Origin of the sequence: Chitinophaga niabensis (assembly GCF_039545795.1) — a bacterium.
Taxonomy (GTDB): Bacteria; Bacteroidota; Bacteroidia; order Chitinophagales; family Chitinophagaceae; genus Chitinophaga; species Chitinophaga niabensis_B.
Genome location: NZ_CP154260.1, coordinates 6,125,471 through 6,147,777, shown reverse-complemented (window position 1 = coordinate 6,147,777; position 22,307 = coordinate 6,125,471). Strand labels below are relative to the sequence as shown.

Below are 22,307 nucleotides of genomic sequence, written 5' to 3'. Positions count from 1 at the left end.
GAATTATGAAATTCAGAAACTTTAAACTGGTAGGGTACGTCATCTTTGGACGTGGCGCATTTAATCAACTGGATGAGATCATTGCTCCTCACCGCAAAGGCGATGCGCCCATGATCTTTTTTGTGGACCACTTTTTTGAAGGCAATCAACCCTGGCTCTCCCGTATTCCTTTACGAGGAAAAGACAAGGTGATATTTATAGATGTAACACACGAACCTAAAACCGTATACGTAGACCGCCTGAGAGATGAGCTCACCGCTGAATTCGGAGAAGTGAGCGGCATTATTGGTATCGGCGGCGGTTCCACCATGGACATGGCAAAAGCCGTATCCCTGATGATGACCAACCCCGGTTCTTCCGCAGATTACCAGGGCTGGGACCTCCTGAAAAAACCAGGTGTTTATAAAGTAGGCGTTCCCACACTTTCCGGTACAGGCGCAGAAGTGAGCAGGACCACTGTACTCACCGGCCCTACCAAAAAGTTGGGTATGAACTCAGACTTCACACCCTTCGATCAGATCTTACTGGACCCTGAGTTAATAAAGAACGCTCCCGTGAACCAGCGTTTCTACACAGCCATGGATTGTTATATCCACTGTATAGAATCCCTGGAAGGCACATACCTCAACGCTTTCAGTAAATCTTACGGAGAAAAGGCACTGGAACTTTGTCAGGAGATCTACCTGAAAAAAGACCATTGGGATGATGATGCAGATGAGAAATTAATGATGGCCTCTTATGCAGGCGGTATGAGCATTGCCTATTCACAAGTGGGCGTAGCACATGCTGTAAGTTATGGCCTGAGTTATCTGCTGGGCACCAAACATGGTGTGGGTAACTGTATTGTGTTTGATAAACTGGAAGAGTTCTACCCTGCCGGTGTAAAGGAATTCAAGCAAATGGTGGACAAACACCAGGTAGCAATTCCACAGCACATCACCAAAGGACTTACAGACGCTGATTTTGAAAAGATGATAGACGTATCCATGGGCCTGGCACCATTATGGGAAAATGCGCTGGGCAAAGACTGGCAACAGCAAATGACCCGGGACAGGCTGCGTAAATTATATGAATTGCTTTAATAAAAATAACCAGGGCCGGCGTATATAACGTTGGCCCTTTTACTTTTGCATTATGGAAAACATCACCAAACTGGCAGAAGAATATGCGCTTACCCTGGCTAAGGTACAGGAACGGCGCAAGCACTGGCAACTGCAAACCAAACCATTCCTGCTCAAACATCTCAAAGAGATCACGGAAAAAACCAAACTCACCTGGAAATCCGGATCTAATGAAACGATGCAGAACCTTGAATCCATTTTCATTGTATTTGATTCCGAACCAAGCGGCATTGTGGAACAAACACAGTTCAGCGTGGTTAACAAGATCAAAGTAGGCGGTTTCCTTTCTTTCTCCCAAAACCGTAATGGACAAGTGATCGCGTGGATCAGTTTTCCTTTCATAGATAATATGACGGAAGAGAAAACAAAACACGAAGTATTAGAAACGGTAGAGCCCGAAGAAATAAACGAAGAATCCGTGAACCGTTTCATGCATAAATTCCTGGATGAAATGATCCAGTGGGAGAACGATGCGAGAGACGAGATCGGTTTTGTGCGGCATAAATAGTTTTTTATGGAAGACATTAAAGACAGCAGAGACATTGAAGCGCTGGTAAATACTTTCTACGGAAAGATCCAGCAGGACCCTTTACTGGCGCCCATTTTTGCAGAGAAAATACCAGCGGATGCATGGGCCCCGCATTTGCAGACCATGTACCGCTTCTGGAACACACAACTTTTAGGAGAAAAAGAATACCTGGGCAATCCCTTTGCCAAACACCGTAATTTACCCATAGACGCTGCGCACTTTACGCAATGGGTAAAGCTGTTTCATGAAACAGTAGATGAATTATTCCGCGGGGCATTGGCAGCTACAGCGAAAGTAAAAGCAGAAGCCATCGGCAAAGTATTCCTGAGTAAGATCCTGTTTGAAAGAGGACTGTATGGTCCATCAATGGCGGCGGGAACGGATCTTTAAAGACCTGCGCATGAACCGCATGTATTTGTTCCGGTAAACGAACATCAGGTAGATTGTGGCCAGGATGGTAACAATGGCCATGATATAAAACACCATCGCGAAATTCTCCGACTGGTTATTATACCATTGTGCTGAAAAGAAAGCCCCCAGCCCTATGCCAGCTTCCAAAGCGATATACATACTTCCCAATGCACGCCCTCTGTGTTCCGGCAAACCAAGATCAATGGTCCAGGCTGTCACTGCAGGAGAGTTGATCCCTAATGCTACACCATATACCAAAGCCCCTGCCAGCAAGCCAAAAGGAGAAGTGGCAAAACCGATCATCAGCATAGAGATAGCCATTAAAGTAGCCGAAATTTTCAGCATGGGCACACGGCCATACCTGTCAGAAGCCTTTCCTGCAATTAAACGGATACCAATAGAACTCGCCGTAAAGAAAGTAAAGAACAATCCTTTATTCGCTAAACCCAGGTGTGCACTGAAATCAGGAATGATGGTGAGCAAAGCGCCGTAACTGAAATAGGTGAGGAAGGTGATCACCATCGGCGCCAGTACCAGTGGTTCAATGATCTCCCCTTTGGATACTTTCAATAAAGCCGGGCGGAAGCGCTGTTTATTATGCAGGGTTTCCTTCATCCCAATGAGGATCACTACGGACAGTAATGCAAACACAGCAGAGAGCTGGAACATCGTCATAATACCCCAGGCGTTGGCTACAGAACCCCCGATGGAGGGGCCAAGTGAAAGTCCGATGGTGCTGAACAAACCTACAACACCCATTGCTTCCCCCCTCCTGGTAAAGGGCACCATGTCTGCCACATAAGCAGAAGTGCCCGTGGGTTTGAACCCTGTAGAGAAACCATGAAAGAAACGCAGCAGCAGGAATGCCGCAACGGAGCTTACCAGCGGATATAACAAACTACAGATCACACAAACCACGGAACCAAATACCATCACGGGAATGCGGCCAATGGTGTCCGTGAGCTTTCCGGAAAAGGGACGGCTCAAACCTGCCATGAGGGTAAAAAGACCAATAATATATCCTTTGTAATCTGCGCCACCGAGGCTGGTGAGGTAAGCGGGTAACTCCGGGATCATCATGTTAAAGCTGGCCGAAAACAACAGATTGCTCATGCAAAGCAACCAGAACTGCACAGTATAAATCTTCCCGGACGACTGATCCATGCCGCAAAGGTAGGATGCCGCCATAAAATAAAACCACGCAAAACGGATTATTTTATGACCGGTTTCCCGATTATTTTACCGGCGGCCATAATTCCCTGCATTCTTATCCTACCATGATGTATTTTTAGCATATTATAATATAACCAACCACCATTAAAATGTAGTTTGTATGAAGCGTACCACTCGCTGCCTCCTGTTGGCAGCCGTTATGATCCCCTTATTGTCATGGAAGCCCTTAACCGCACCACTTACCATCGTTCAGGGTAAGGTGGACAATGCAAAAGCTACCAGCATTTTGTTGTATGATGTGGCCGAAGGCCGCAAAAAAGAGTATGCCAGTACCCGCCTCAATGGGGAACATGCATTTGCCCTGGCTGTACCGGCATTGAAAGAGGGATTCTATTATGTGACGGATAACTTTAAACGAAGTTATCACCGCATTTACCTGAAACCCGGCGACCAGCTGCAACTCAAAGTTACTGACACCACCTTGCAGCAACAGGGTGGTTCCCCGGAAAGCAGGCTGGTGAGGGAATGGGAAACCCTCTCCCGTGAGATCAAAGCACCGGCCTTTGAATTCATGCGCCGGAACAATGAAACCTACGAAACGTTTTTCCCAACTTTCAATGCATTCCTGCCCAAAGCAGCTGCGTACAAGAAAAAGCTGGTAACGCCCAACAAAGCGTTCAATTCATTGATGCAGCTCATTGTGGATACGGACGTAGAGTACACTGCCCTGCAGTTTATTTTCACGCCCCGCTCCAAACATCCGGAAGTTTCCCAGTATCCTGCATATTACAACAGCATCATGCAGGACAACAAATACTGCGATGGCCGCTTGTTGCAATGGGGAGAAACAGAACACCTGCTCAGTATGTATTCCACTTTCTGCCTGGTCCGTCAGAAACCTACAGCAAAGGGCGCGGAGCTATTACAGTGGAGCGTATCCCAATTCTGTAACGATACCCTGAAAGGGGTGTACATCACCAGCACCCTGGGCCGTTACAAATCTTTCAGCAATCTCCGCGATGCCATTGCGCCTGTAGAAAAATACCTTGTTACTGCAGAACAGCAGCGCAGTTACATGGAAACGGAGAAAGCATTACGCACCTTCGCGGAAGGCGAAGCAGGATTCAATTTCAGCTATCCTGATGTTGCCGGTAAACAGGTGGCGTTTAATGACCTGAAAGGAAAAGTAGTAGTAGTGGATGTTTGGGCTACCTGGTGCGGACCCTGCAAAGCAGAGATCCCGTATATGAAGAAACTGGAAGAAGAAATGCATGGAAAGGATGTACTCTTCCTGGGTGTATCAGTAGATGAAGCGAAAGACAAGGAGAAGTGGCAGGAGTTTGTGAAGAAGGAATCACTCGGCGGCACGCAGATCTTTGCCAGCGGCTGGAGTGATATCGCAAAGTTCTACAGCATCAACGGCATACCTCGTTTTATGGTGTTCGATAAACAGGGGAAGATTGTGAATGTAGATGCACCAAGGCCATCTCAGCCTGAGTTGAAAGCATTGATAGAGAAAACATTGGCGAAGCAGTAATGATGATACATGGCCTGGAGTAGCTGTAATATATTTGCAAGCCTGCTCCAGGCTGTATTATTTTTGTAATCTTTAATGCTGCATCTGAAAATTCGCCCGGCCCTGATCAGGGGACAACCTGCATTTTAAAGACCAGCTCTCTGAAATACATCCCAATCCTTCCAAACCGGCTCATAGCCTTGCCTGCGGATCATGGCAGCAATCTCACCAGGCGCCCTTTCATCACTGATCTCAAACTGTTCCAGGGATTGTGTATCCACTGCATACCCACCAGGATTTGTTTTAGACCCAGCGCTCATAGTAGTAATACCTAATTGCACCAGGTGATCACGGAACTTTTCAGATTCCCGCGTAGAAAGGCTCAGATCAATATCTTCATTAAAAAGCCGGTAAGCGCAGATGAGTTGTACAAGTTCTCTATCCTTCATTTCCACTTTAGGTGTAAGTCCTCCGGAAAATGGCCGCAGCCGCGGAAAGGAGATACTGTATTTTGTTTGCCAGTAAGTGCGTTGCAGATAATCCAGGTGCAGGGCAGTGAAAAAACTATCCGTACGCCAGTCTTCCAGCCCGATCAACACACCCAGCCCGATCTTGTGAATTCCCGCAGCGCCCAGCCTGTCCGGCGTTTCCAGCCTGTAAGAGAACTTTGATTTTTTTCCTTTGGGATGATGTTTGCGGTAATCCTCTTCATGATAGGTTTCCTGGTAAACGAGTACGGTATGTAAACCTAAGGGGATCAATGCTGCATAATCTTCAGTATCCATCGGCTGCACCTCCATGGAGATCTGCGCAAAGTGCTGCCGGATCAAAGGGAATACTTTTTTGAAGTAATCCATGCCTACTGTTTGGTTGGCTTCACCGGTAACGAGTAACACATGCTCATAACCCATTTGCCGGATGGCCATTATCTCTTCCATGATCTCTCTGCCGCTGAGGGTTTTACGCCGGATAGGATTATCATAGCTGAACCCGCAGTAAGTACAGATGTTCTGGCATTCGTTGGAAAGATAAAGCGGAACATACAACTGAATGATTTTACCGAAACGCTGCTGCGTAAGCTGCTGACTCATCAGCGCCATTTGTTCCAGGTAAGGAATGGCAGCAGGGGAGATGAGGGCCATAAAATCATCCAGGCTGCGGTGTTTGGAAGCCAAGGCCATTTCCACATCCCGCGCGGTTTTCGCGTAGATGGCCTGCTTAACATCGTTCCAGCTATATTGACGGAAAATATTTTCGAAAGACATAAACGTAGTTTTATTCAACAGGAAAGAAGCAACGGTTTTATTTACAAAGAAGGGCCTTCACTCATTCAAATGAAGAAACCCTTTCCTTTAAAAAGAGGCTTCCAGCCCCTGTTTTACTCATCCAAAAAAGACAACAAAGGACTACTTGCACTCGCATGCCCGCTACTCACAATCCCTAATCCTGCCTCATACCCTTCCCTTCCTGCAATCACAGCCATCCTAAATGCATCCGCCATCCTCACCGGATTCCTTGCCACAGCAATCGCCGTATTCACCAACACAGCAGCTGCTCCTAATTCCATCGCCTGTGCAGCATGAGAAGGAGCTCCAATTCCTGCATCTACAATCACCGGCACATTACTCTGTGCAATGATGATCTCCAGGAAATCCAGGGTACGCAGCCCTTTGTTACTTCCTATAGGAGAACCCAAAGGCATCACAGCAGCAGCACCCGCTTCTTCCAGCCGTTTGCAGATAACAGGGTCCGCATGGATATAAGGCAACACTACAAATCCCAGCTTCACCAATGCTATAGTTGCTTCCAGCGTTTCAACAGGATCAGGTAAAAGATATTTCGGATCAGGATGTATTTCCAGTTTGATCCAGTTGGTTTCCAAAGCTTCGCGTGCAAGTTGCGCAGCATACACAGCTTCTTTCGCAGTGCGCACGCCGGAAGTATTGGGCAGCAAATGCATATGAGTATATCGCAGATGCCCCAGCATATCATCTTTCCCGGCATTGGCGGTATCAATACGTTTCAGTGCAACAGTCACCAGCTCTGTGCCGGAAGCCAGCAAAGCCTTCTCCATTTGCACACCCGAACCGAATTTACCCGTACCAGTAAAAAGGCGGCTCTGAAAAGTTCTGCCTGCTATGATCAGTGGTTCCATATAGCTTTGATTTTTTGTATCATCTCTTTTTTATCGATGGTATTGGTAATAAGACCAGAAACGGCTACGCCATATACACCTGTTTCCTTCAGCGCGGGAATATCTTCCAGCAATATGCCCCCGATAGCGATCACGGGAACTTTATTGCCAATAACGGTCATCAACTGCCGGTATCCTTCCAGGCCCAGGATAGGACTGAGATTTTCTTTAGTGGTGGTGAACCGGAAAGGCCCCACACCCACATAATCCACACCATCGCGGATATGCGCCAGCACATCATCCAGTGTGTTAGCTGTTCCGCCTAAGCAACTTTGTGTACCAACAATACTGCGTGCTGCTACTACCGGCACATCCAGTTTTCCTACATGCACGCCGTAAGCATTCACCTGAGAAGCAATAGCAGGCTTATCATTGATAGATAATTTTGCGCCGAATTCATCACAGATTTTTTTGGCATCGATAGCTAGTTCCAGTTGCTGGTTATACAGCAGGTCTTTCACCCATTGTGCATCATCTTCCGGTTGCACTCCTGTTTTACTGCGGGACTGTTTAACCCGCAACTGTATCCAACGGCAACCCGCTTCGCAGGCCGCACGAATATTTTCCAGGTGAGGAGTTTGAGAGATGTATAAAAGACGTTCCATGATAGCGTTGTTAGAAAAATAAAAAACCACCGGCAGCGATAAGATGACATATTACCGGCATTAAAAACAAAAAACATTTAGCAGCCCGATAGCGCACTGCCGTTGTTAAAAACATGATGCCCCAATAACCCTTCACTACTCTGCAAATACCGTAACGTATAATCCTTCCCGGCCTTGCAAGCATCAACCAGACTCAAACCCTTAGCCAGTGAAGCCGTGATGGCAGCAGACAGCACGCAACCGGAACCATGTTTAGCCGGCACATCTGTAGCCACAGGAGCAAAATCGGCCAGTTCATTTCCCCAAAATAAACTATCCCATCCCGGCTTATCCGGCCTGTGCCCACCTTTCAAAAGAACAGCACACCTGGAAGCCATTTTCCGCGCAGCACTTTCCCCGCAAGGCAATCCGCTCATCGCAATCGCTTCTTCATAATTGGGCGTAAGCAAAGCGATATGATCCAACACCTGCTCCCATTGTGAAAAAACCGCCGTGTGGAATACATAACCCGCAGAAGCCTTCAGCACAGGATCTAAAATGAATTGAATACCCGGTCTTGCATTCCGCAGTGCAGGTAACACTTCCAGCAAAATACCCGGATGTGCCACAATGCCCACTTTACAGAACCGCACCGGAAATTTATCCAGCAAGGGCAAAGCCTGCGCAAGGATCTTTTCCGGTGGTATCCACTCCACTCCCAGGAATTCATCATCTGTTTGCGCTGTTAATGCTGTGCAAACACCCAGTCCATTCAACCGGTGTGCTTCAAATGTTTTTATGTCTGCCAGCAAACCGGCTCCCCCTGTGGGATCAAGACCGGCAAGGCTCATCACGTACGGTTCCATGCAGCGTATATTGATTGATAAGTAGGTACTGCATTGAATGGATCATTCCATATAGCCCCTAATAAAACGGCACCGCAAAACCCCATCGGTTTTAAACGGCCGATGTTATATTGCGTAATACCGCCAATGGCTAAAGTGTTGGCCGGTATATTTTTCATCTCCTGCAAACGCCCTGTGTATCCGGGTTTGGAGATGCTATTGAACACCGGGCCAAGGATCAGGTGATGCCACATTTTAAGGGAAGGCATCACATGTTGTACTTCCACAAAAACAGCATGCTGTTCCGCCGGCTGAAAAGACCATGTTTCGATCTGCTCTGTATGAATAGAAGTACTCAGCTGGTAGCCATTACCAGCAAAACCATCCGGCTTAACAGAAGTACGGAATGCCTCACTCATATGTAATCCCCGCAGGCCGTATTTCTCCACCAGCGCAGGTTGCCCTGCAATCATGATCTGTGAAAAGAATAAAGGATCGATCCCCCGCAGCAATCCTTCATACTGTGCAGCAGAGAATCCCGGTTTGCGGAGTAACAACACATCCAGCCCTGCATACAGCAGGGAATTAATGTGCGATAGCTCTCCCGGTATGGCTTCAGGGGATGTGGCCACCCATATCATGAATAGATCTCCCCGCCTTGTTCAACAAATGTCTGTGCCTGTGCTTCCATGCCAGCCGTTAAAGCAGCATCTTCTGCCAATCCCTTTGTGGCAGCGAATTCCCGCACCTCCTGCGTGATCTTCATGGAACAGAAATGAGGTCCGCACATAGAACAGAAGTGTGCCACTTTTGCGCCATCCGCCGGCAACGTTTCATCATGAAAACTACGAGCCGTATCGGGATCGAGGGAGAGGTTGAACTGATCTTCCCAGCGGAACTCAAAGCGCGCTTTGCTCAATGCATTATCTCTGTGTTGTGCGCCGGGATGCCCTTTGGCAAGGTCGGCCGCATGTGCCGCGAGTTTATAAGTGATCACCCCTGTTTTCACATCTTCACGGTTGGGAAGGCCGAGATGTTCTTTAGGCGTTACATAACAAAGCATGGCCGTTCCGAACCATCCGATCATGGCTGCGCCGATGGCAGAAGTAATGTGATCATAACCAGGAGCGATATCTGTAGTTAAAGGCCCGAGGGTATAGAAGGGTGCTTCATGGCATTCTTTCAATTGTTTGTCCATGTTCTCTTTGATGAGATGCATGGGCACATGCCCCGGCCCTTCTATCATTACCTGTACATCGTGGCGCCAGGCTATTTTAGTGAGTTCACCCAATGTTTCCAGTTCTGCGAACTGCGCAGCATCATTGGCGTCTGCAATTGAACCCGGGCGGAGACCATCGCCGAGAGAGAAAGCCACATCATATGCTTTCATGATCTCGCAGATCTCTTCAAAATGCGTGTAGAGGAAATTTTCTTTATGATGTGCCAGGCACCATTTAGCCATGATGGAACCACCGCGGGAAACAATGCCTGTAGTGCGTTTGGCCGTAAGCGGAATATAACGGAGTAATACTCCGGCATGGATGGTAAAGTAATCCACCCCCTGTTCCGCCTGTTCAATTAAGGTATCGCGGAAAAGTTCCCAGGTGAGGGCTTCCGCTTTACCATTCACTTTTTCCAATGCCTGGTAAATAGGCACAGTACCCACCGGCACCGGGCAATTCCGGATGATCCACTCACGGGTTTCATGAATGTTCTTGCCTGTGCTGAGGTCCATAATGGTATCCGCACCCCAGCGGCAGGCCCATACTGCTTTTTCTACTTCTTCCTCAATGCTGGAAGTAACAGCAGAGTTCCCGATGTTGGCATTGATCTTTACGAGAAAATTCCGGCCAATGATCATCGGCTCACTTTCCGGGTGATTGATGTTAGAAGGAATAATGGCACGGCCTTCTGCAATTTCCTTCCGCACAAATTCCGGCGTGATCCAGGATGGCGCCATCCCGGCACCAAAATTGTTGCCTTTATGCTGATGCCAGAGGGATTGATCTTTACGGTACAATTCCTCTGCCCGCTGATTCTCACGAATAGCGATGTATTCCATTTCCGGTGTGATGATACCCTGCTTTGCATAATGCAATTGGGAAACATTTTTACCCGGTTTGGCGCGCAGGGGCAATTGCAGATGTTCAAAACGGAGATGTTCCAGGGCTGGAGAACGCAAACGTTCCCGCCCGTATTCGGAAGAAAAATCATGGAGCAGGGTTACATCTGCGCGGTCTAAGATCCATTGCTGGCGCAGCCTGGGAAGCCCCCGGCGAACGTCTATCTCAATGGCATCGTCTGTATAAGGGCCACTGGTATCATAAACTGTTACAGGGGCATTCTGTTCAGTAAGCTTAGATCCGTGCAACCGTGTATCCGATAACGTTATCTCCCGCATACTTACGGAAATATCATGCAGGGTACCCGGTACGTATATTTTCTTTGATCCGGCAAATGAGCCGCGGCTAATTGTTTTCATGGTAAACAGATTAAAATGTAAGAGAATGGAGCATACGCGCAGAGCAGCACCTCTGTTGAAGAGTGCGACGCAACGATGCTGAATAACGATAAAAAGCTGATTACATAAAAAAATTACCCGCCCTGTGTGGCCTGGATGATCGTAATGTTATCCGCCGGATGTAATAGTCTGGATGGCCAGTCCGGCTTCGGGACGACCTCCTGGTTGATGGCAACTGCAATGCCTTTGAGCGATGAGAGTTGAATAAACTGTAAGAGCGCAGTAACGGAAGTTTCCGGCTGCACCGCATAAAGTTTATTGTTTACAAGCACTTCCATTTGGAAAGAGTTTAGGTGAAACAATAAACTTTAAGGATGTGAGGATGAGGAAGGTTCAGTATACTTTTCCCTACGTCAGTGTGAACTGCATCAGGTACTGAGGGTATCATCTCAGTTCCGGGTTTTAACCGGAACACCCCTAAAGTGATCACAAATCTAATTAAATTTATACAACAAGGAGGAACAAATATGAAAAGGACAGACAACGCTTCCCGTATCATCATGGCTTCCCCGGAAACCATTTACCAGGCGCATCTCGACCCAAAGGCTGTTGCCGCCTGGCGCCCGCCGAAAGGCATGACCTGCAGGATCTATGCGTTCAATCCACAGGAAGGCGGGACCTACAAAATGGCATTTATTTATGCGGATAAAGAACAGGCATACGGCAAAACATCAGCACATGAAGATGTTTTCTCCGGGCGTTTTGAAGAACTCATTCCCAATAAAAAAATTGTGGAAATAGTAACGTTTGAATCAGATGATCCCGCTTTTGCAGGAGCGCTAAAATTCACAACAACACTTACAGCTGTGGCCAGTGGTACGGAAGTAGACGTGAAAGCAGAGAATGTGCCGTCCGGTATAACACGCGAAGACCACCAGGCCGGCATGGACGCTTCTCTGCAGAACCTGGCGGAATTTACAGAGTAGCATTATCTTTGATAGATAGATTCAGTTAAATTGCAAGCATGAACTACCGCACGATAGTATTCTTTTCTTTATTGTTTATAACAGCCTGCCAGTCTCCCGCTCCTAAAAAGGTAGTGGTAGAAAATATAACCCTGGTGGATAGTATGGAGGATCCCCTCGAAATGGGAAAAGACACGATTATAGCGCCGGTAATTGATAGTGTGCAAATAGATTCTACCGCCATCTTTGGAAAATGGACGCAACCCGTACAGGGAATAGACAGTATCTTCCAGGGATTCCAGTTAAAGAAGAATGGCATTGCCAGCTCCATTAATATGGAAACACTGAAATACGATAAATGGAAGCTTTTAAAGGATACGCTGCTGCTGTGGAGTCATTCAGAGGGAGTTGCAACCAGAACGGCAACCATAGATACCCTGCTGGTAAAAACGTTGAATGATACCGTGTTGGTGGCCTGGCCGATAACTGCAGCTACTGGTTATCTGGAAACATTCAAACGCCCGAGGAAAGGGAAATAATAAGGACAATCAAGTTCCTCCATCCGGATTCTGGAGTTTTTCTTTCTGTCGGGTACGGTTATAATAGACCGTCACCCAGAAAGAGGAACTTGCTCAGCGCATCAGACGCTATATACTATAAGTTATATGTTTGCCAAACGCCAATAGCAGTGGCTACGATTGATAAGAACAATCCTGCTACAGCCATTTGCAGATCATCAATATTCTTACGGGCAATCACGATGGTCACTAAACTGCAGAATACAGCAGCTGCGCCAAGGTAGATGGATACTTCAGAAGATTTGCTGATGAATGCAAAACCAGCGGCTAATACGCCAATAAAGATAGATGCGAAGCCTGCAATCTTAGGCAGACTCGTTGGGTGATGTTGGTGCATTGTAATAGATATTATATATAGTGAACAAATAAAACCTTACTGTTGTAAACTCGTCTGTTGCTTTACCTCCGGCACTTCTTCCCATGGTGTTTTTAATAACGGCCCGATCTGCTGATAACGGGCGTCCTGGTATTCATCCAGTCCGTAACTTATGCTGGTTGTATCTTTCACCGTTACAAACGTTCCAAACAAGCGATCCCAGATAGAAAATATGTTAGCATAGTTAGAATCAGTTTCCGGCTGATGACGGCTATGATGCACTTTATGCATGTCCGGCGATACGATGATCCAGCTCAAACCTTTATCCAGCCAATGCGGCAGGTAAATGTTGGCATGATTGAACTGGCTCATAAAAGCCGATATCGTTTGATATAACATTACCATCCAGATAGGAACCCCCGCTACCACAATGGCCACAAATAAAGCCACTACCCTGAACACACTTTCTATGGGATGATGCCGCAATGCGGTAGTGGCATCAATCGCCGTATCTGTATGATGGATCTTATGGAAGTGCCACATCCATGCGATCTTATGTTGTACCAGGTGCACCAGGTAAGCCCCTATAAAGTCCAGCAGCAGCAAAGCCAGTATAGCATGCAACCAGGCTGGTAAATTAACAAGGTATAATACCCCGAACCGCTCCGCACTTGTCCATTCCGATGCTTTTACGATCAGGAAAGCAAACCCCAGGTTCACCGCTGCTGTTGTGAGCGTAAAAAAGAGATTCGTACCTGCATGTTTATATTTATTATTACTAAAGCGCAATCTTGGGATCACCCCTTCGATCAACCATAATATCACGAGACCGGCAACCAAAATAGCCGTACGGTAATACGAGGGTATATTTTCGAAAAAGTCGATCATTAAATAAAGAATTACGTGGGTTATTTCAGAGGAGTAGGGTTAGGTATCAGTTACGTTTCTAAAGAAAAATTACGACATTTTGCCCAATTGTAGCGGGTTTCGGCGGAATTTTTCTTATTATAAAAACAAGCTATTCATTCGTAAGATCATTTATATAATAAGAAATTGTTAACTATCGAGGGGTTTTGGCTCTTTTGCGGATGCCTATATAAATTCAATAATATATAAGTTTCATTAATGGGTGTCCGGTGGGTACAAAAAAGCCCGGCAGGATTCCTACCGGGCTTTTGAGCTATTTTTTGAGAATTAGTTGTTCAGTAATAATGGCATTACCAGCATCAACAGATCTTCTTCTGCTCCCTTTTCTACCGGGCGGAGAATACCTGCTTTAGTGGGTGCGCTCAGATCGATCGTGATCTCATCACCTTCTGCTGCGTTCAGCATTTCAATGAGGAACTTAGCGTTGAAAGCGATCTGCATATCCTCGCCGCTGTATTGGCAACTCATACGCTCATTACCTTCAAAGGAGAAGTCAACATCCTGTGCAGAAAGCTGTAACTCGCTGCCGGAGATATTGAGGGCTACCTGGTTAGTGCTCTTGTTAGCGAAAACGCTCACACGTTTGAGACCGTTCTGGAAATCACTTTTCACCAAAGTAAGGCGGTAAGGGTTTTCCTTCGGGATCACCACTTTATAATCAGGGAAACGGGCATCGATCAGGCGGCAGATCATTTGTGCGTTATCATGAGAAACGAAGAAGTGATTACCGCTGTAAGATACCTTGATCTCTGTATCATTATCAGGAATAGCAGCTTTCAGGAGGTTCAAAGGTTTCTTTGGAACAATGAAAGTATCTGCCTGCGGGCATTTAACGTCTGTACGGATGTATTTAACAAGACGGTGTGCGTCTGTTGCTACGAACGTGATATTATCCGGATGCAGTTCAAAGAACACCCCTGTCATTTGCGGACGCAGATCATCATTGCTCACTGCAAACAGTGTTTTGTTGATAGCAGTGATCAGTGCAGAGGCCGTCATCGTGAAATTGGTAGCATCTTCAGCAGCAGGTTCTTTCGGGAAGTTCTCCGGATTTTCACCCATTACTTTATACTTACCATTGTCAGACGTGATCTCTACAGCGAATGAATTCAAATCGATGTTGAAGGTCAACGGCTGATCAGGCAGGTTCTTCAATGAATCCAGCAGGATCTTTGCAGGAATGCAGATACGGCCGGTTTCTTTAGCTTCTACCTCCAGCTTCACCTTCATAACGGTTTCCAGGTCGGTAGCTACTACGGTGAGCTCGTTTTTTTCTATCAGGAAGAGAAAGTCTTCCAGGATAGGCAAAACCGTGTTAGAGTTGATCACACCGCTGATCTGTTGCAATTGTTTCAATAAGGTAGAAGAAGAAACGATAAACTTCATAAGGTTACTTAATAATTGTTGCAAATGTAAGGCAAACAAAGATAGAAAGTTTTGCCAATCATCCTCGCCCGCTTTTCAACATCTACATGCATGATACGGAAGTGTAATGTTTGTAAAAAACCACGAAAAAGCAGCAATTATTGAATGAATCGCAAGAATGACCACTCTATATTGAAAATATAGAAAACACTTCGCTGATCCTTTAAAATTATCTATAAAACGGTTAGTTTTGCGGGCGCAAAAATCATCATTCATATTTAAACTAAAAATTGGGGTTATGAAACTGTCTCATTTAGCCGAAACGCTGATAGGTTCCGAAATTATCAAACTTGCCGGAGAGATCAAGGAAAAGCAGGCTAAGGGCGAAAAGATCTACAATTTCACCATCGGAGACTTCGATCCCAAAGTGTTTCCTATTCCCATTGAATTTGAGAATGAGATAGCACAGGCGTACAGAGATAAATACACCAACTACCCACCTGCAGATGGTATCGCAGAATTGCGCAAAGCTGTTGGTGATTTCATCGCAGAACGCGAAGGGCTCAGCTACGATCCTAACAGCGAGATCGTGATCTCCTGTGGTGGCCGTCCCATCATCTATGCTACTTACCGCACTATCGTAGACCGCGGCGAGAAAGTGATCTATGCCACTCCATCCTGGAATAATAACCACTACACACACTTCCTGGAAGGGGAACACGTAGTGCTGGAGGCAAAAGCTGAAAACGATTTCATGCCCACTGCCCCAGAACTGAAACCATTGCTGAAAGGCGCTACCCTCCTGGCTTTATGCTCCCCGCAGAACCCAACCGGTACCACCTTCGGTAAAAAACAACTGGAAGAGATCTGTGACATGGTGCTGGAAGAAAATAAGAGCCGCGCAGAAGGTGAAAAACCTCTCTACGTGCTGTTCGACCAAATGTACTGGGTACTCACTTTCGGAGACACCGAGCACTACAACCCCGTTTCCCTCCGTCCTGAAATGAAGAACTATACCGTATTCATTGATGGTATGAGTAAAGCTTTCGCCGGTACCGGTGTAAGGGTGGGTTGGGCACTTGGTCCAAAACATGTAATGACCAAAATGAAAGCCATCCTTTCTCACGTAGGTGCCTGGAGCCCTATGGCAGAACAGAAAGCGGCTGCTAAATACCTCGTTCAGAAAGAAGCAGTAGATAAATACCTCGCACATTTCAAAGGAGAGGTAGAAGAAAGACTGGTGAAAATATACGAAGGCTTCGATGCTCTGAAAAAAGCAGGTCATAAAGTAGATGCCATCGCGCCACAGGCTGCGATCTATTTAACCATCAAACTGGACCTCACAGGCAAAACAACCGCAGACGGTAAAGTACTGGCCGACCAGGCTGCTGTAACCACTTACTTCCTCGATGAAGCGAAGCTGGCTGTTGTTCCTTTCTATGCTTTCGGTTCTAAAAAGGACTCTCCCTGGTACCGCCTCAGCGTAGGTACCTGCGTGAAAGAAGAGATCCCTGCTATGCTGTCTGCCCTGAAAGCTGCGCTGGAGAAATTGAAATAAGAGAGACTTATATATAGAAAAGGCCGTATCATATTTTGATACGGCCTTTTTAATTACCAGGCACTTTCTTTGCTTTCCGTATCTATTTCATTGCTGAAAAATTTCCCGCTGGGGCCATCAGCGCCGATCGTAGCATATTTCACAATAATTTTTGCTGCATCTTCCACTGTTCCTGTACCACGATGATCGTTAAAATCGGTGGCTGTAAAACCAGGGTCCACCGCGTTTACCTTAAAAGCAGTGTTTTTTAATTCATACGCCAGTACAACCGTATACGCGTTCAGCGCAGTTTTGGAAGGGCCATACCCTGCACGCTTCAAATGATAATATTTCCATGACGGATCACTGTGGAGTGTGAGGGATGCCAGTCCTGATGTAACATTCACAATTCTTGGCTCCGCTGATTGCTGCAACAGGTCCAGGAAAGTTTGGGTTACCTGGATAGCGCCGAAAAAATTGGTGTCGAATACTTTCCTGATACTGTCAATATCTGTCATAGCGGCATCTGGAGGAATGTTTTCCTTTATGCCGGCATTATTGATGAGGATATCCAAAGCGTCTACCTGTTTTCTGGCTGCAGTTACAGATGCAGGATCGCTTACGTCAATCTGTATGGTCTTAATATTTTCAAAACCCGCTGCCTTTAATGTGTTTACAGCCTTCTCACCTTTTTGCAGGTCCCTGCTCCCGAGGTATACAAAATATCCCTTTGCTAGTAATTGCCTGGCAGTTTCAAAGCCGATGCTTTTGTTAGCCCCTGTTATCAATACTTTTTTCATGGTAGTGTTTGTTTTATCTACCACAAAGCTACCATGGCCAATATCGCCACAAGGGTATTCTGATCGGTTTCAATGGTACATTTCCCGGATAGCGGTTCTGTATTCAACAGGGGTACGTGTTGTGATCCGTTTGAAAAAACGGTTAAAGTAAGAAGCATCTTCAAACCCCAGCCCAAAAGCAATTTCCTTAATAGATTGTTCTGAATGGAGTAAAAGGCGTTTGGCTTCCAGGATCAAACGTTCATGGATATGCGCAATGGCAGGTTTTCCGCTTTGCTGTTTCACCAGCTCACTCAAATGCCCCGCAGAGATATTCAGGAGCTCTGCATAAGCAGCAACTTCATGTAATTCGGTATAGGATTCCTCGATCTTAGACAGGTATTTTTTTAATATCACCCTGTCTGCTACCAATTCTGAATTATTAAACTGGGCTGTATATAGCCTGCTTAAATGGATCAGCAAAACATGCATATAAGCCATCAGCATACCCTGCTGCCAGTTGTTTTTTGTAGAAAATTCTGTGTGGATCCTGCTGAGGGTGCTATCTAAAAAAGTAACGTCCTCCGGGCTGAGGTTAAGCTCGTGACCGTTGTGCGGATTTTGAATAATAGGCAATTGTTTCAGAAAGCCATTCCCCTCCAACGCTAAAAATCCTTCCGTAAACCCAATGAGCATTCCGATGAGTGGTTGCGCTTCCTCTTTTAAATGTACCTGGTGGGGTACGGTAAAGTAAAAGGTATCTGGTTTTAAGGTATAAGGGACCATATCTATCCAGTGCCGGCTGCTCCCTTCCCTGACAAACACCATGAAATAGTAATCTTTACGGTGGGGCAACAAAAACTCAGACCGGATCATATTAATGCCGCCTACCGCCTTTTTTATCATAAACGTCCCGTTCGCGCCCGTGTATTCCGGGTCCAGCGCATATTTCGGGATGATCGTTTCAGTTGCTGGATACATATAGGGTAAAGTTAAGTATATAAGGTCTCATAGAAAGGATTCCATTCCTTGACATAGGCTTCACATAGGCTCAGTGTTCGATACTCCTATACTTGAAGAATACCCAAAAACATATTAATGATGTTTTTACACATATTATTTTTCTCTCTTCATAGAATGTTGACCTTTATGCACTTTTATACACAAATCCTCATTATCAGCACTTTAGAAACTATTGAAACCCAATCCGTCCTGAAAAAGTTAAAAATCCGTTAAATGGACAACCGAACTTACCAAATTACTGATTTAGTACTAATTTTGACTTTATAACTAAAAAAGTCAGAAAGTTAATGCAAACAGAAACCAGAGACGAAATGCGCGAGCGGATCATAGAAGCGGCTCTGAAAAGGTTCACTCATTACAGTGCGTCCAAGACCACCATGAATGAGATAGCCGATGACCTGCATTGCTCCAAGGCCTCTTTATATTATTACTTCCCGGACAAGAAAGCCCTGCACCTCAGTGTACTGGAAAAAGCCGGAGAAACTTTTTTCGAAGAACTGGAATCAGCTGCCGCGTCAAAAAACTCGGCTTACGATGCCCTGATGGAAATGATCGCCATCCGCCACGCCTTTGCCAAACGTTTTTGCCGCCTGGAGCTTTTCAAAACGCTGCGTGACAAACAGATCCTCAATTCAGAAGACATTTTCAAATATGCCCGGGAACGGGAAACACAAATTGTAGCAAACATTATCAGAAAAGGGGTGGAGAATGGAGAATTATCAACAGACGAACCAGAGAAGGTAGCCACCCTTTATATACAGTCCATGATCGGCCTCCGCTTCTCTATGTCGCACAACGGCATGAGCGATGATATCTCAGATGAGGAGTTTGAAACAGTGCGCGGATGGCAGATTATGCTTGCCGATATTTTCATCAAAGGATTAAAAAAGTAACATGCGGGAAAGGATCTTAGATACTGCGCTTCGCCTGTTCCGGACTTTCGGGATCAAAAGCATCACCATGCAGGACATTGCCCGCGACTGCGGCATCTCCAAAAAAACGGTGTATGAATATTTTGCCGATAAACAGGAACTCGTGGAAGAAGTAACGCGCTTCATGATCTCCGCCCATGGCAACAACCTGGAAGTATGCAGCGCCAATGGTAAAGACGCGATAGACGAATTAGTGTCCTCCCTCCGGTTCACGGAAACATTTGCGAAAGGCATCAACCCTGTACTGCTGCATGAACTGGAAAAGTATCATCCCACCGCCTGGAAAACCATCGCGGACTTTAAGAGTAACTATGTAATTAAAGCCATCAGTGACAACCTGGACCGTGGTATCAGGGAAGGACTATACCGCAGTGATATCAGCATCCACATCATGAGCCATATGCGCCTCATGCAACTGGATTCTGCTTTTTCGCCGGTAGATTATCCCGCCACAGAATTTGACCTGCATGAAGTGATGTACCAGGTCACTGAACACTACATACGAGGAATTGCCACCCCGGAAGGGACCCGGCGCCTGGAAGAATACCTGACTATAAAAGAACTTTCGCCACAATAGCAAAATACACATGAAAAAATGGATCGTATCCTTACTGTTCTTATCAACAGCAGGGGCTTTTAACGCTAACGCACAAACGGAAACAAAGCAGCTCAGCCTGCAGGAAGCTCTGAAGTACGCATTGGCCAACAACCAGAAACTGGCTGTGAGCCGGCTGGAGGAAACCATCGGTAAACTAAAGACCGAAGAGGTGCGCGCACAGGCTTTACCACAGGTAAATGCCAACGGAAACCTCACGGATAACATCAAGAAACAGGTTATGGTACTGCCCGGAGAACTGGCTGGCGGCGCTCCCGGAACTGTAAAAGTACTGGAAGTAGGTACCACCTGGAACACTTCCATTTCCGGGGAACTGACCCAGCAGATTTACAACCAGAGCGTGTTCACAGGGCTTAAAGCTGCAAGGTCAGGAGAAGAATATTACCGCCTGCAAACAGCACAGACCACCGAGAACGTGATCTTTGATGTAACCCAGTTGTATTATCAGTTGCTGGTGAAGAAAGAGAAAATGAGCGTGCTGCAAACCAATATCGATAAGCTCACCCGCCTGGTAGAAACTACGAAGAGCCAGTTTGATAACGGCCTCGCAAAAAAAATAGACCTGGACAGGATCAAAGTGAACCTGGTGAATTACCAGACACAAAAGAGCCAGCTGGAAAATCAATTGAAAGTAGATGAGAACAGGCTGAAACAAAAAATGGGCATGCCCATTGAGACCCCTGTTTCCATGCCTTCCCTTGCCCTGAGCGACATTGAACGCAAAGCAGCAGCTACGGCAGACTTCGGTACTTTTGACCTGAGCAGCAGAACAGAAACAAAACTCCTGAAGAAAACAGAAGAGCTGCAACAATACCAGAAAAGGGCTTACCTCGCGGAATACTATCCCAGCCTGGCTTTCAAAGGAAACTATTCTTATAACGGCTTAAGTAACAAATTCGACATCTTCAAAGGTGGTAACTCTACCGCCAACTGGTACGGCATGTCCTCTATCGGTCTTACTTTGAAGATCCCCATCTTTGATGGTTTCGCGCGCCGCTCCAGGGTAAAGCAGGCCAATGTTACACTGCAAAAGATCGGTCAGCAGTTAGAAGAGAATAAACTGAACCTCAACACCGCATTCGAAAACGCCCGCCTGCAATTGCTCAACAACCTGAGCACCATCAAAACGCAGAAGGAGAACGTTTCCCTTGCGGACGAGGTGTACAGTTCCACCCAGAATAATTACAACCTGGGCCTCGCCAGCTTAACGGACCTGCTCAACGCAGAAACCTCCCTGGCTGAAGCACAGAACAGCTACAACGAAGCACTGCTCCAATATAAACTCGCAGAGCTTGACCTGATCAAATCCAACGGTAACCTGCCATCACTATTAAACTAATGCAAGCCATGAAGAAAGTTTTAATCTACGGCGTTCTAACAATAGCGGCCATCGCGGCCATCATGTGGAAGCTCACTGCTAACAAAAAAGCAAACGCTGACAAAACAGAATTTGTAAAACAAAGCAATACCGGCGATGTGCCCGTAATCACAGAGAAAGTGGCCCGTGTGGAGTTTGATCAGAATTTTTTAGCGAACGGCAATTTTGAGCCGGTACGCGAACTCACTTTTATGAGTGATGTGGCTGGCCGCATTACACAATTGATGGTAGACGAAGGAAGTTATGTGAAACAAGGCCAGGTGATTGCCCGCATCGACAATGAATTGCTGGGTACAGATCTGCAAGCAGCCAAAGTGAACCTGGAACAATTGAAAGTAGATAAGGAAAGGTATGAAAGCGCCTACAAAACAGGCGGTGTTACCCAGAAACAAATGGACGATACCAGGCTGCAATATGAAGTAGCACAAAGTAAATATGATGCCGCTTCCCGCAAGATCCGCGACACTTATGTGAAAGCGCCGATCAACGGAACCATCAATGCAAAATATGTTGAGCAGGGTGCATACCTCGCGCTGGGTACCAAAATGTTTGATATCGTGGATGTTTCCCGCCTCAAACTGAAAGTAACCGTACCTGAGCTGCAAGTGATCAACCTGCAACTGGGCGATAAAGTGGAAGTGACCAGCAATGTATTCCCTGAAGTGAAATACACTGGCAAGATCACTTTCATTGCGGCAAAAGGAGACGCTACTTTAAGCTATCCGGTAGAAATGGAAGTAACAAATGTAAGCGGCAAAACCCTCAGGGCTGGGATGTACGGCACCGCCAATTTTGCCATGCCTAAACAGGACGCCGCCATCCTCGTATCCCGCACCTCTTTTGTAGGTGGCGTGAACAGTAATCAGATCTATGTGATGGAGAACAATGTAGCTAAAGTCCGCAAAGTAGTAGCAGGAAGGATCTATGGCGATAAAGTGGAAATACGGGAAGGACTGAACGAAGGTGAAACTGTTATCACCGGCGGTCAGATCAACCTGACGGATGGCTCCAAAGTGACGGTACAGGCTAAGTAGTAGGACTTTACAAACTAATTGAA

The 22,307-nt window shown here is 46.3% G+C and carries 24 protein-coding genes and 1 riboswitch; of the genes, 11 read left to right on the top strand and 13 right to left on the bottom strand.

Annotation, left to right across the window (positions count from 1 at the left end; translation table 11 throughout):
- Positions 1-5 precede the first annotated feature (5 nt).
- From AAHN97_RS24635 to AAHN97_RS24625, 3 genes are read left to right on the top strand one after another with little or no spacing between them, the layout of a single operon-like run.
- Positions 6-1,082 carry an iron-containing alcohol dehydrogenase family protein gene (locus tag AAHN97_RS24635; protein WP_343304751.1) on the top strand — a complete coding sequence of 359 codons (1,077 nt, stop codon included), beginning with the start codon at positions 6-8 and terminating at the stop codon, positions 1,080-1,082.
- Positions 1,083-1,134: 52 nt separating this feature from the next.
- Positions 1,135-1,629 (top strand): hypothetical protein, encoded by a 495-nt coding sequence (locus AAHN97_RS24630; protein WP_343304750.1) that lies wholly within the window; start codon positions 1,135-1,137, stop codon positions 1,627-1,629.
- Positions 1,630-1,635: 6 nt separating this feature from the next.
- Positions 1,636-2,040, top strand: a complete 405-nt coding sequence (locus tag AAHN97_RS24625) for a group III truncated hemoglobin (protein ID WP_343304749.1) — start codon at positions 1,636-1,638, stop codon at positions 2,038-2,040.
- Here the strand turns inward: AAHN97_RS24625 and AAHN97_RS24620 are convergent.
- Complete coding sequence (locus AAHN97_RS24620) at positions 2,014-3,225, bottom strand: MFS transporter (protein ID WP_343304748.1); 1,212 nt, start codon at positions 3,223-3,225, stop codon at positions 2,014-2,016. The two genes, AAHN97_RS24625 and AAHN97_RS24620, sit on opposite strands and share 27 nt — an antisense overlap.
- 169 nt (positions 3,226-3,394) lie before the next feature.
- Here AAHN97_RS24620 and AAHN97_RS24615 point away from each other — a divergent pair, with 169 nt between their 5' ends.
- On the top strand, positions 3,395-4,771 hold the full coding sequence (locus AAHN97_RS24615) for a TlpA family protein disulfide reductase (protein WP_343304747.1): 1,377 nt from the start codon (positions 3,395-3,397) through the stop codon (positions 4,769-4,771).
- Positions 4,772-4,896: 125 nt separating this feature from the next.
- Here AAHN97_RS24615 and thiH read toward each other — a convergent pair whose 3' ends face one another.
- The 7 genes from thiH to thiS all read right to left on the bottom strand — a co-directional run bounded on the left by thiH (position 4,897) and on the right by thiS (position 11,172).
- Complete coding sequence (thiH, locus tag AAHN97_RS24610; protein WP_343304746.1) at positions 4,897-6,015, bottom strand: 2-iminoacetate synthase ThiH; 1,119 nt, start codon at positions 6,013-6,015, stop codon at positions 4,897-4,899.
- Positions 6,016-6,128: 113 nt separating this feature from the next.
- Positions 6,129-6,905: a thiazole synthase gene (locus AAHN97_RS24605; RefSeq protein ID WP_343304745.1), complete on the bottom strand. Its 777-nt coding sequence runs from the start codon at positions 6,903-6,905 to the stop codon at positions 6,129-6,131.
- Positions 6,893-7,549, bottom strand: a complete 657-nt coding sequence (locus tag AAHN97_RS24600; RefSeq protein ID WP_343304744.1) for a thiamine phosphate synthase — start codon at positions 7,547-7,549, stop codon at positions 6,893-6,895. Before AAHN97_RS24600 ends, AAHN97_RS24605 begins: the two co-directional genes overlap by 13 nt.
- 77 nt (positions 7,550-7,626) lie before the next feature.
- The gene (locus AAHN97_RS24595; RefSeq protein ID WP_343304743.1) at positions 7,627-8,394 is read right to left on the bottom strand and encodes a hydroxymethylpyrimidine/phosphomethylpyrimidine kinase; all 768 of its coding nucleotides are present in this window, start codon (positions 8,392-8,394) and stop codon (positions 7,627-7,629) included.
- On the bottom strand, positions 8,379-9,005 hold the full coding sequence (locus tag AAHN97_RS24590; RefSeq protein WP_343304742.1) for a thiamine phosphate synthase: 627 nt from the start codon (positions 9,003-9,005) through the stop codon (positions 8,379-8,381). Before AAHN97_RS24590 ends, AAHN97_RS24595 begins: the two co-directional genes overlap by 16 nt.
- Before the next feature lie 5 nt (positions 9,006-9,010).
- Positions 9,011-10,855 (bottom strand): phosphomethylpyrimidine synthase ThiC, encoded by a 1,845-nt coding sequence (gene thiC, locus AAHN97_RS24585; protein WP_343304741.1) that lies wholly within the window; start codon positions 10,853-10,855, stop codon positions 9,011-9,013.
- Between the two features lie 113 nt (positions 10,856-10,968).
- Positions 10,969-11,172 carry a sulfur carrier protein ThiS gene (gene thiS / locus AAHN97_RS24580; protein WP_074241671.1) on the bottom strand — a complete coding sequence of 68 codons (204 nt, stop codon included), beginning with the start codon at positions 11,170-11,172 and terminating at the stop codon, positions 10,969-10,971.
- Between the two features lie 50 nt (positions 11,173-11,222).
- A riboswitch (TPP riboswitch) is annotated at positions 11,223-11,323 on the bottom strand.
- Positions 11,324-11,361: 38 nt separating this feature from the next.
- Here thiS and AAHN97_RS24575 point away from each other — a divergent pair.
- Together AAHN97_RS24575 and AAHN97_RS24570 are read left to right on the top strand one after the other, a co-directional pair.
- Positions 11,362-11,820 carry an SRPBCC domain-containing protein gene (locus AAHN97_RS24575; protein ID WP_343304740.1) on the top strand — a complete coding sequence of 153 codons (459 nt, stop codon included), beginning with the start codon at positions 11,362-11,364 and terminating at the stop codon, positions 11,818-11,820.
- Between the two features lie 38 nt (positions 11,821-11,858).
- Positions 11,859-12,338, top strand: a complete 480-nt coding sequence (locus AAHN97_RS24570) for a lipocalin family protein (protein WP_343304739.1) — start codon at positions 11,859-11,861, stop codon at positions 12,336-12,338.
- Positions 12,339-12,453: 115 nt separating this feature from the next.
- Here the strand turns inward: AAHN97_RS24570 and AAHN97_RS24565 are convergent, their stop codons facing one another.
- The 3 genes from AAHN97_RS24565 to dnaN form a co-directional block, all read right to left on the bottom strand.
- Positions 12,454-12,714, bottom strand: a complete 261-nt coding sequence (locus AAHN97_RS24565; protein WP_074241673.1) for a hypothetical protein — start codon at positions 12,712-12,714, stop codon at positions 12,454-12,456.
- A 36-nt stretch (positions 12,715-12,750) separates the two neighbouring features.
- Positions 12,751-13,581: a sterol desaturase family protein gene (locus tag AAHN97_RS24560; protein ID WP_343304738.1), complete on the bottom strand. Its 831-nt coding sequence runs from the start codon at positions 13,579-13,581 to the stop codon at positions 12,751-12,753.
- 306 nt (positions 13,582-13,887) lie between these two features.
- Positions 13,888-15,006: a DNA polymerase III subunit beta gene (dnaN, locus tag AAHN97_RS24555; protein ID WP_074241675.1), complete on the bottom strand. Its 1,119-nt coding sequence runs from the start codon at positions 15,004-15,006 to the stop codon at positions 13,888-13,890.
- A gap of 277 nt (positions 15,007-15,283) precedes the next feature.
- Between dnaN and AAHN97_RS24550 the strand changes: the two genes are divergently transcribed.
- Entirely contained in the window at positions 15,284-16,543 is a 1,260-nt protein-coding gene (locus AAHN97_RS24550; RefSeq protein WP_343304737.1) for a pyridoxal phosphate-dependent aminotransferase, read from the top strand.
- Between the two features lie 53 nt (positions 16,544-16,596).
- On the opposite strand, the gene AAHN97_RS24545 is transcribed toward AAHN97_RS24550, so the two are convergent.
- Positions 16,597-17,322: an SDR family oxidoreductase gene (locus AAHN97_RS24545; RefSeq protein ID WP_343304736.1), complete on the bottom strand. Its 726-nt coding sequence runs from the start codon at positions 17,320-17,322 to the stop codon at positions 16,597-16,599.
- Between the two features lie 69 nt (positions 17,323-17,391).
- A complete protein-coding gene (locus tag AAHN97_RS24540; RefSeq protein ID WP_343304735.1) occupies positions 17,392-18,282 on the bottom strand; it encodes a helix-turn-helix domain-containing protein in 891 nt (296 codons plus the stop codon).
- 329 nt (positions 18,283-18,611) lie between these two features.
- Here AAHN97_RS24540 and AAHN97_RS24535 point away from each other — a divergent pair, with 329 nt between their 5' ends.
- Genes AAHN97_RS24535 through AAHN97_RS24520 form a run of 4 tightly spaced genes read left to right on the top strand, consistent with a single transcriptional unit; the run spans position 18,612 to position 22,284 of the window.
- Positions 18,612-19,217 carry a TetR/AcrR family transcriptional regulator gene (locus AAHN97_RS24535; protein ID WP_343304734.1) on the top strand — a complete coding sequence of 202 codons (606 nt, stop codon included), beginning with the start codon at positions 18,612-18,614 and terminating at the stop codon, positions 19,215-19,217.
- A gap of 1 nt (position 19,218) precedes the next feature.
- The gene (locus AAHN97_RS24530; protein WP_343304733.1) at positions 19,219-19,833 is read left to right on the top strand and encodes a TetR/AcrR family transcriptional regulator; all 615 of its coding nucleotides are present in this window, start codon (positions 19,219-19,221) and stop codon (positions 19,831-19,833) included.
- A gap of 10 nt (positions 19,834-19,843) precedes the next feature.
- Positions 19,844-21,211: a TolC family protein gene (locus AAHN97_RS24525; protein ID WP_343304732.1), complete on the top strand. Its 1,368-nt coding sequence runs from the start codon at positions 19,844-19,846 to the stop codon at positions 21,209-21,211.
- 8 nt (positions 21,212-21,219) lie between these two features.
- Entirely contained in the window at positions 21,220-22,284 is a 1,065-nt protein-coding gene (locus AAHN97_RS24520; RefSeq protein ID WP_343304731.1) for an efflux RND transporter periplasmic adaptor subunit, read from the top strand.
- Positions 22,285-22,307 lie beyond the last annotated feature (23 nt).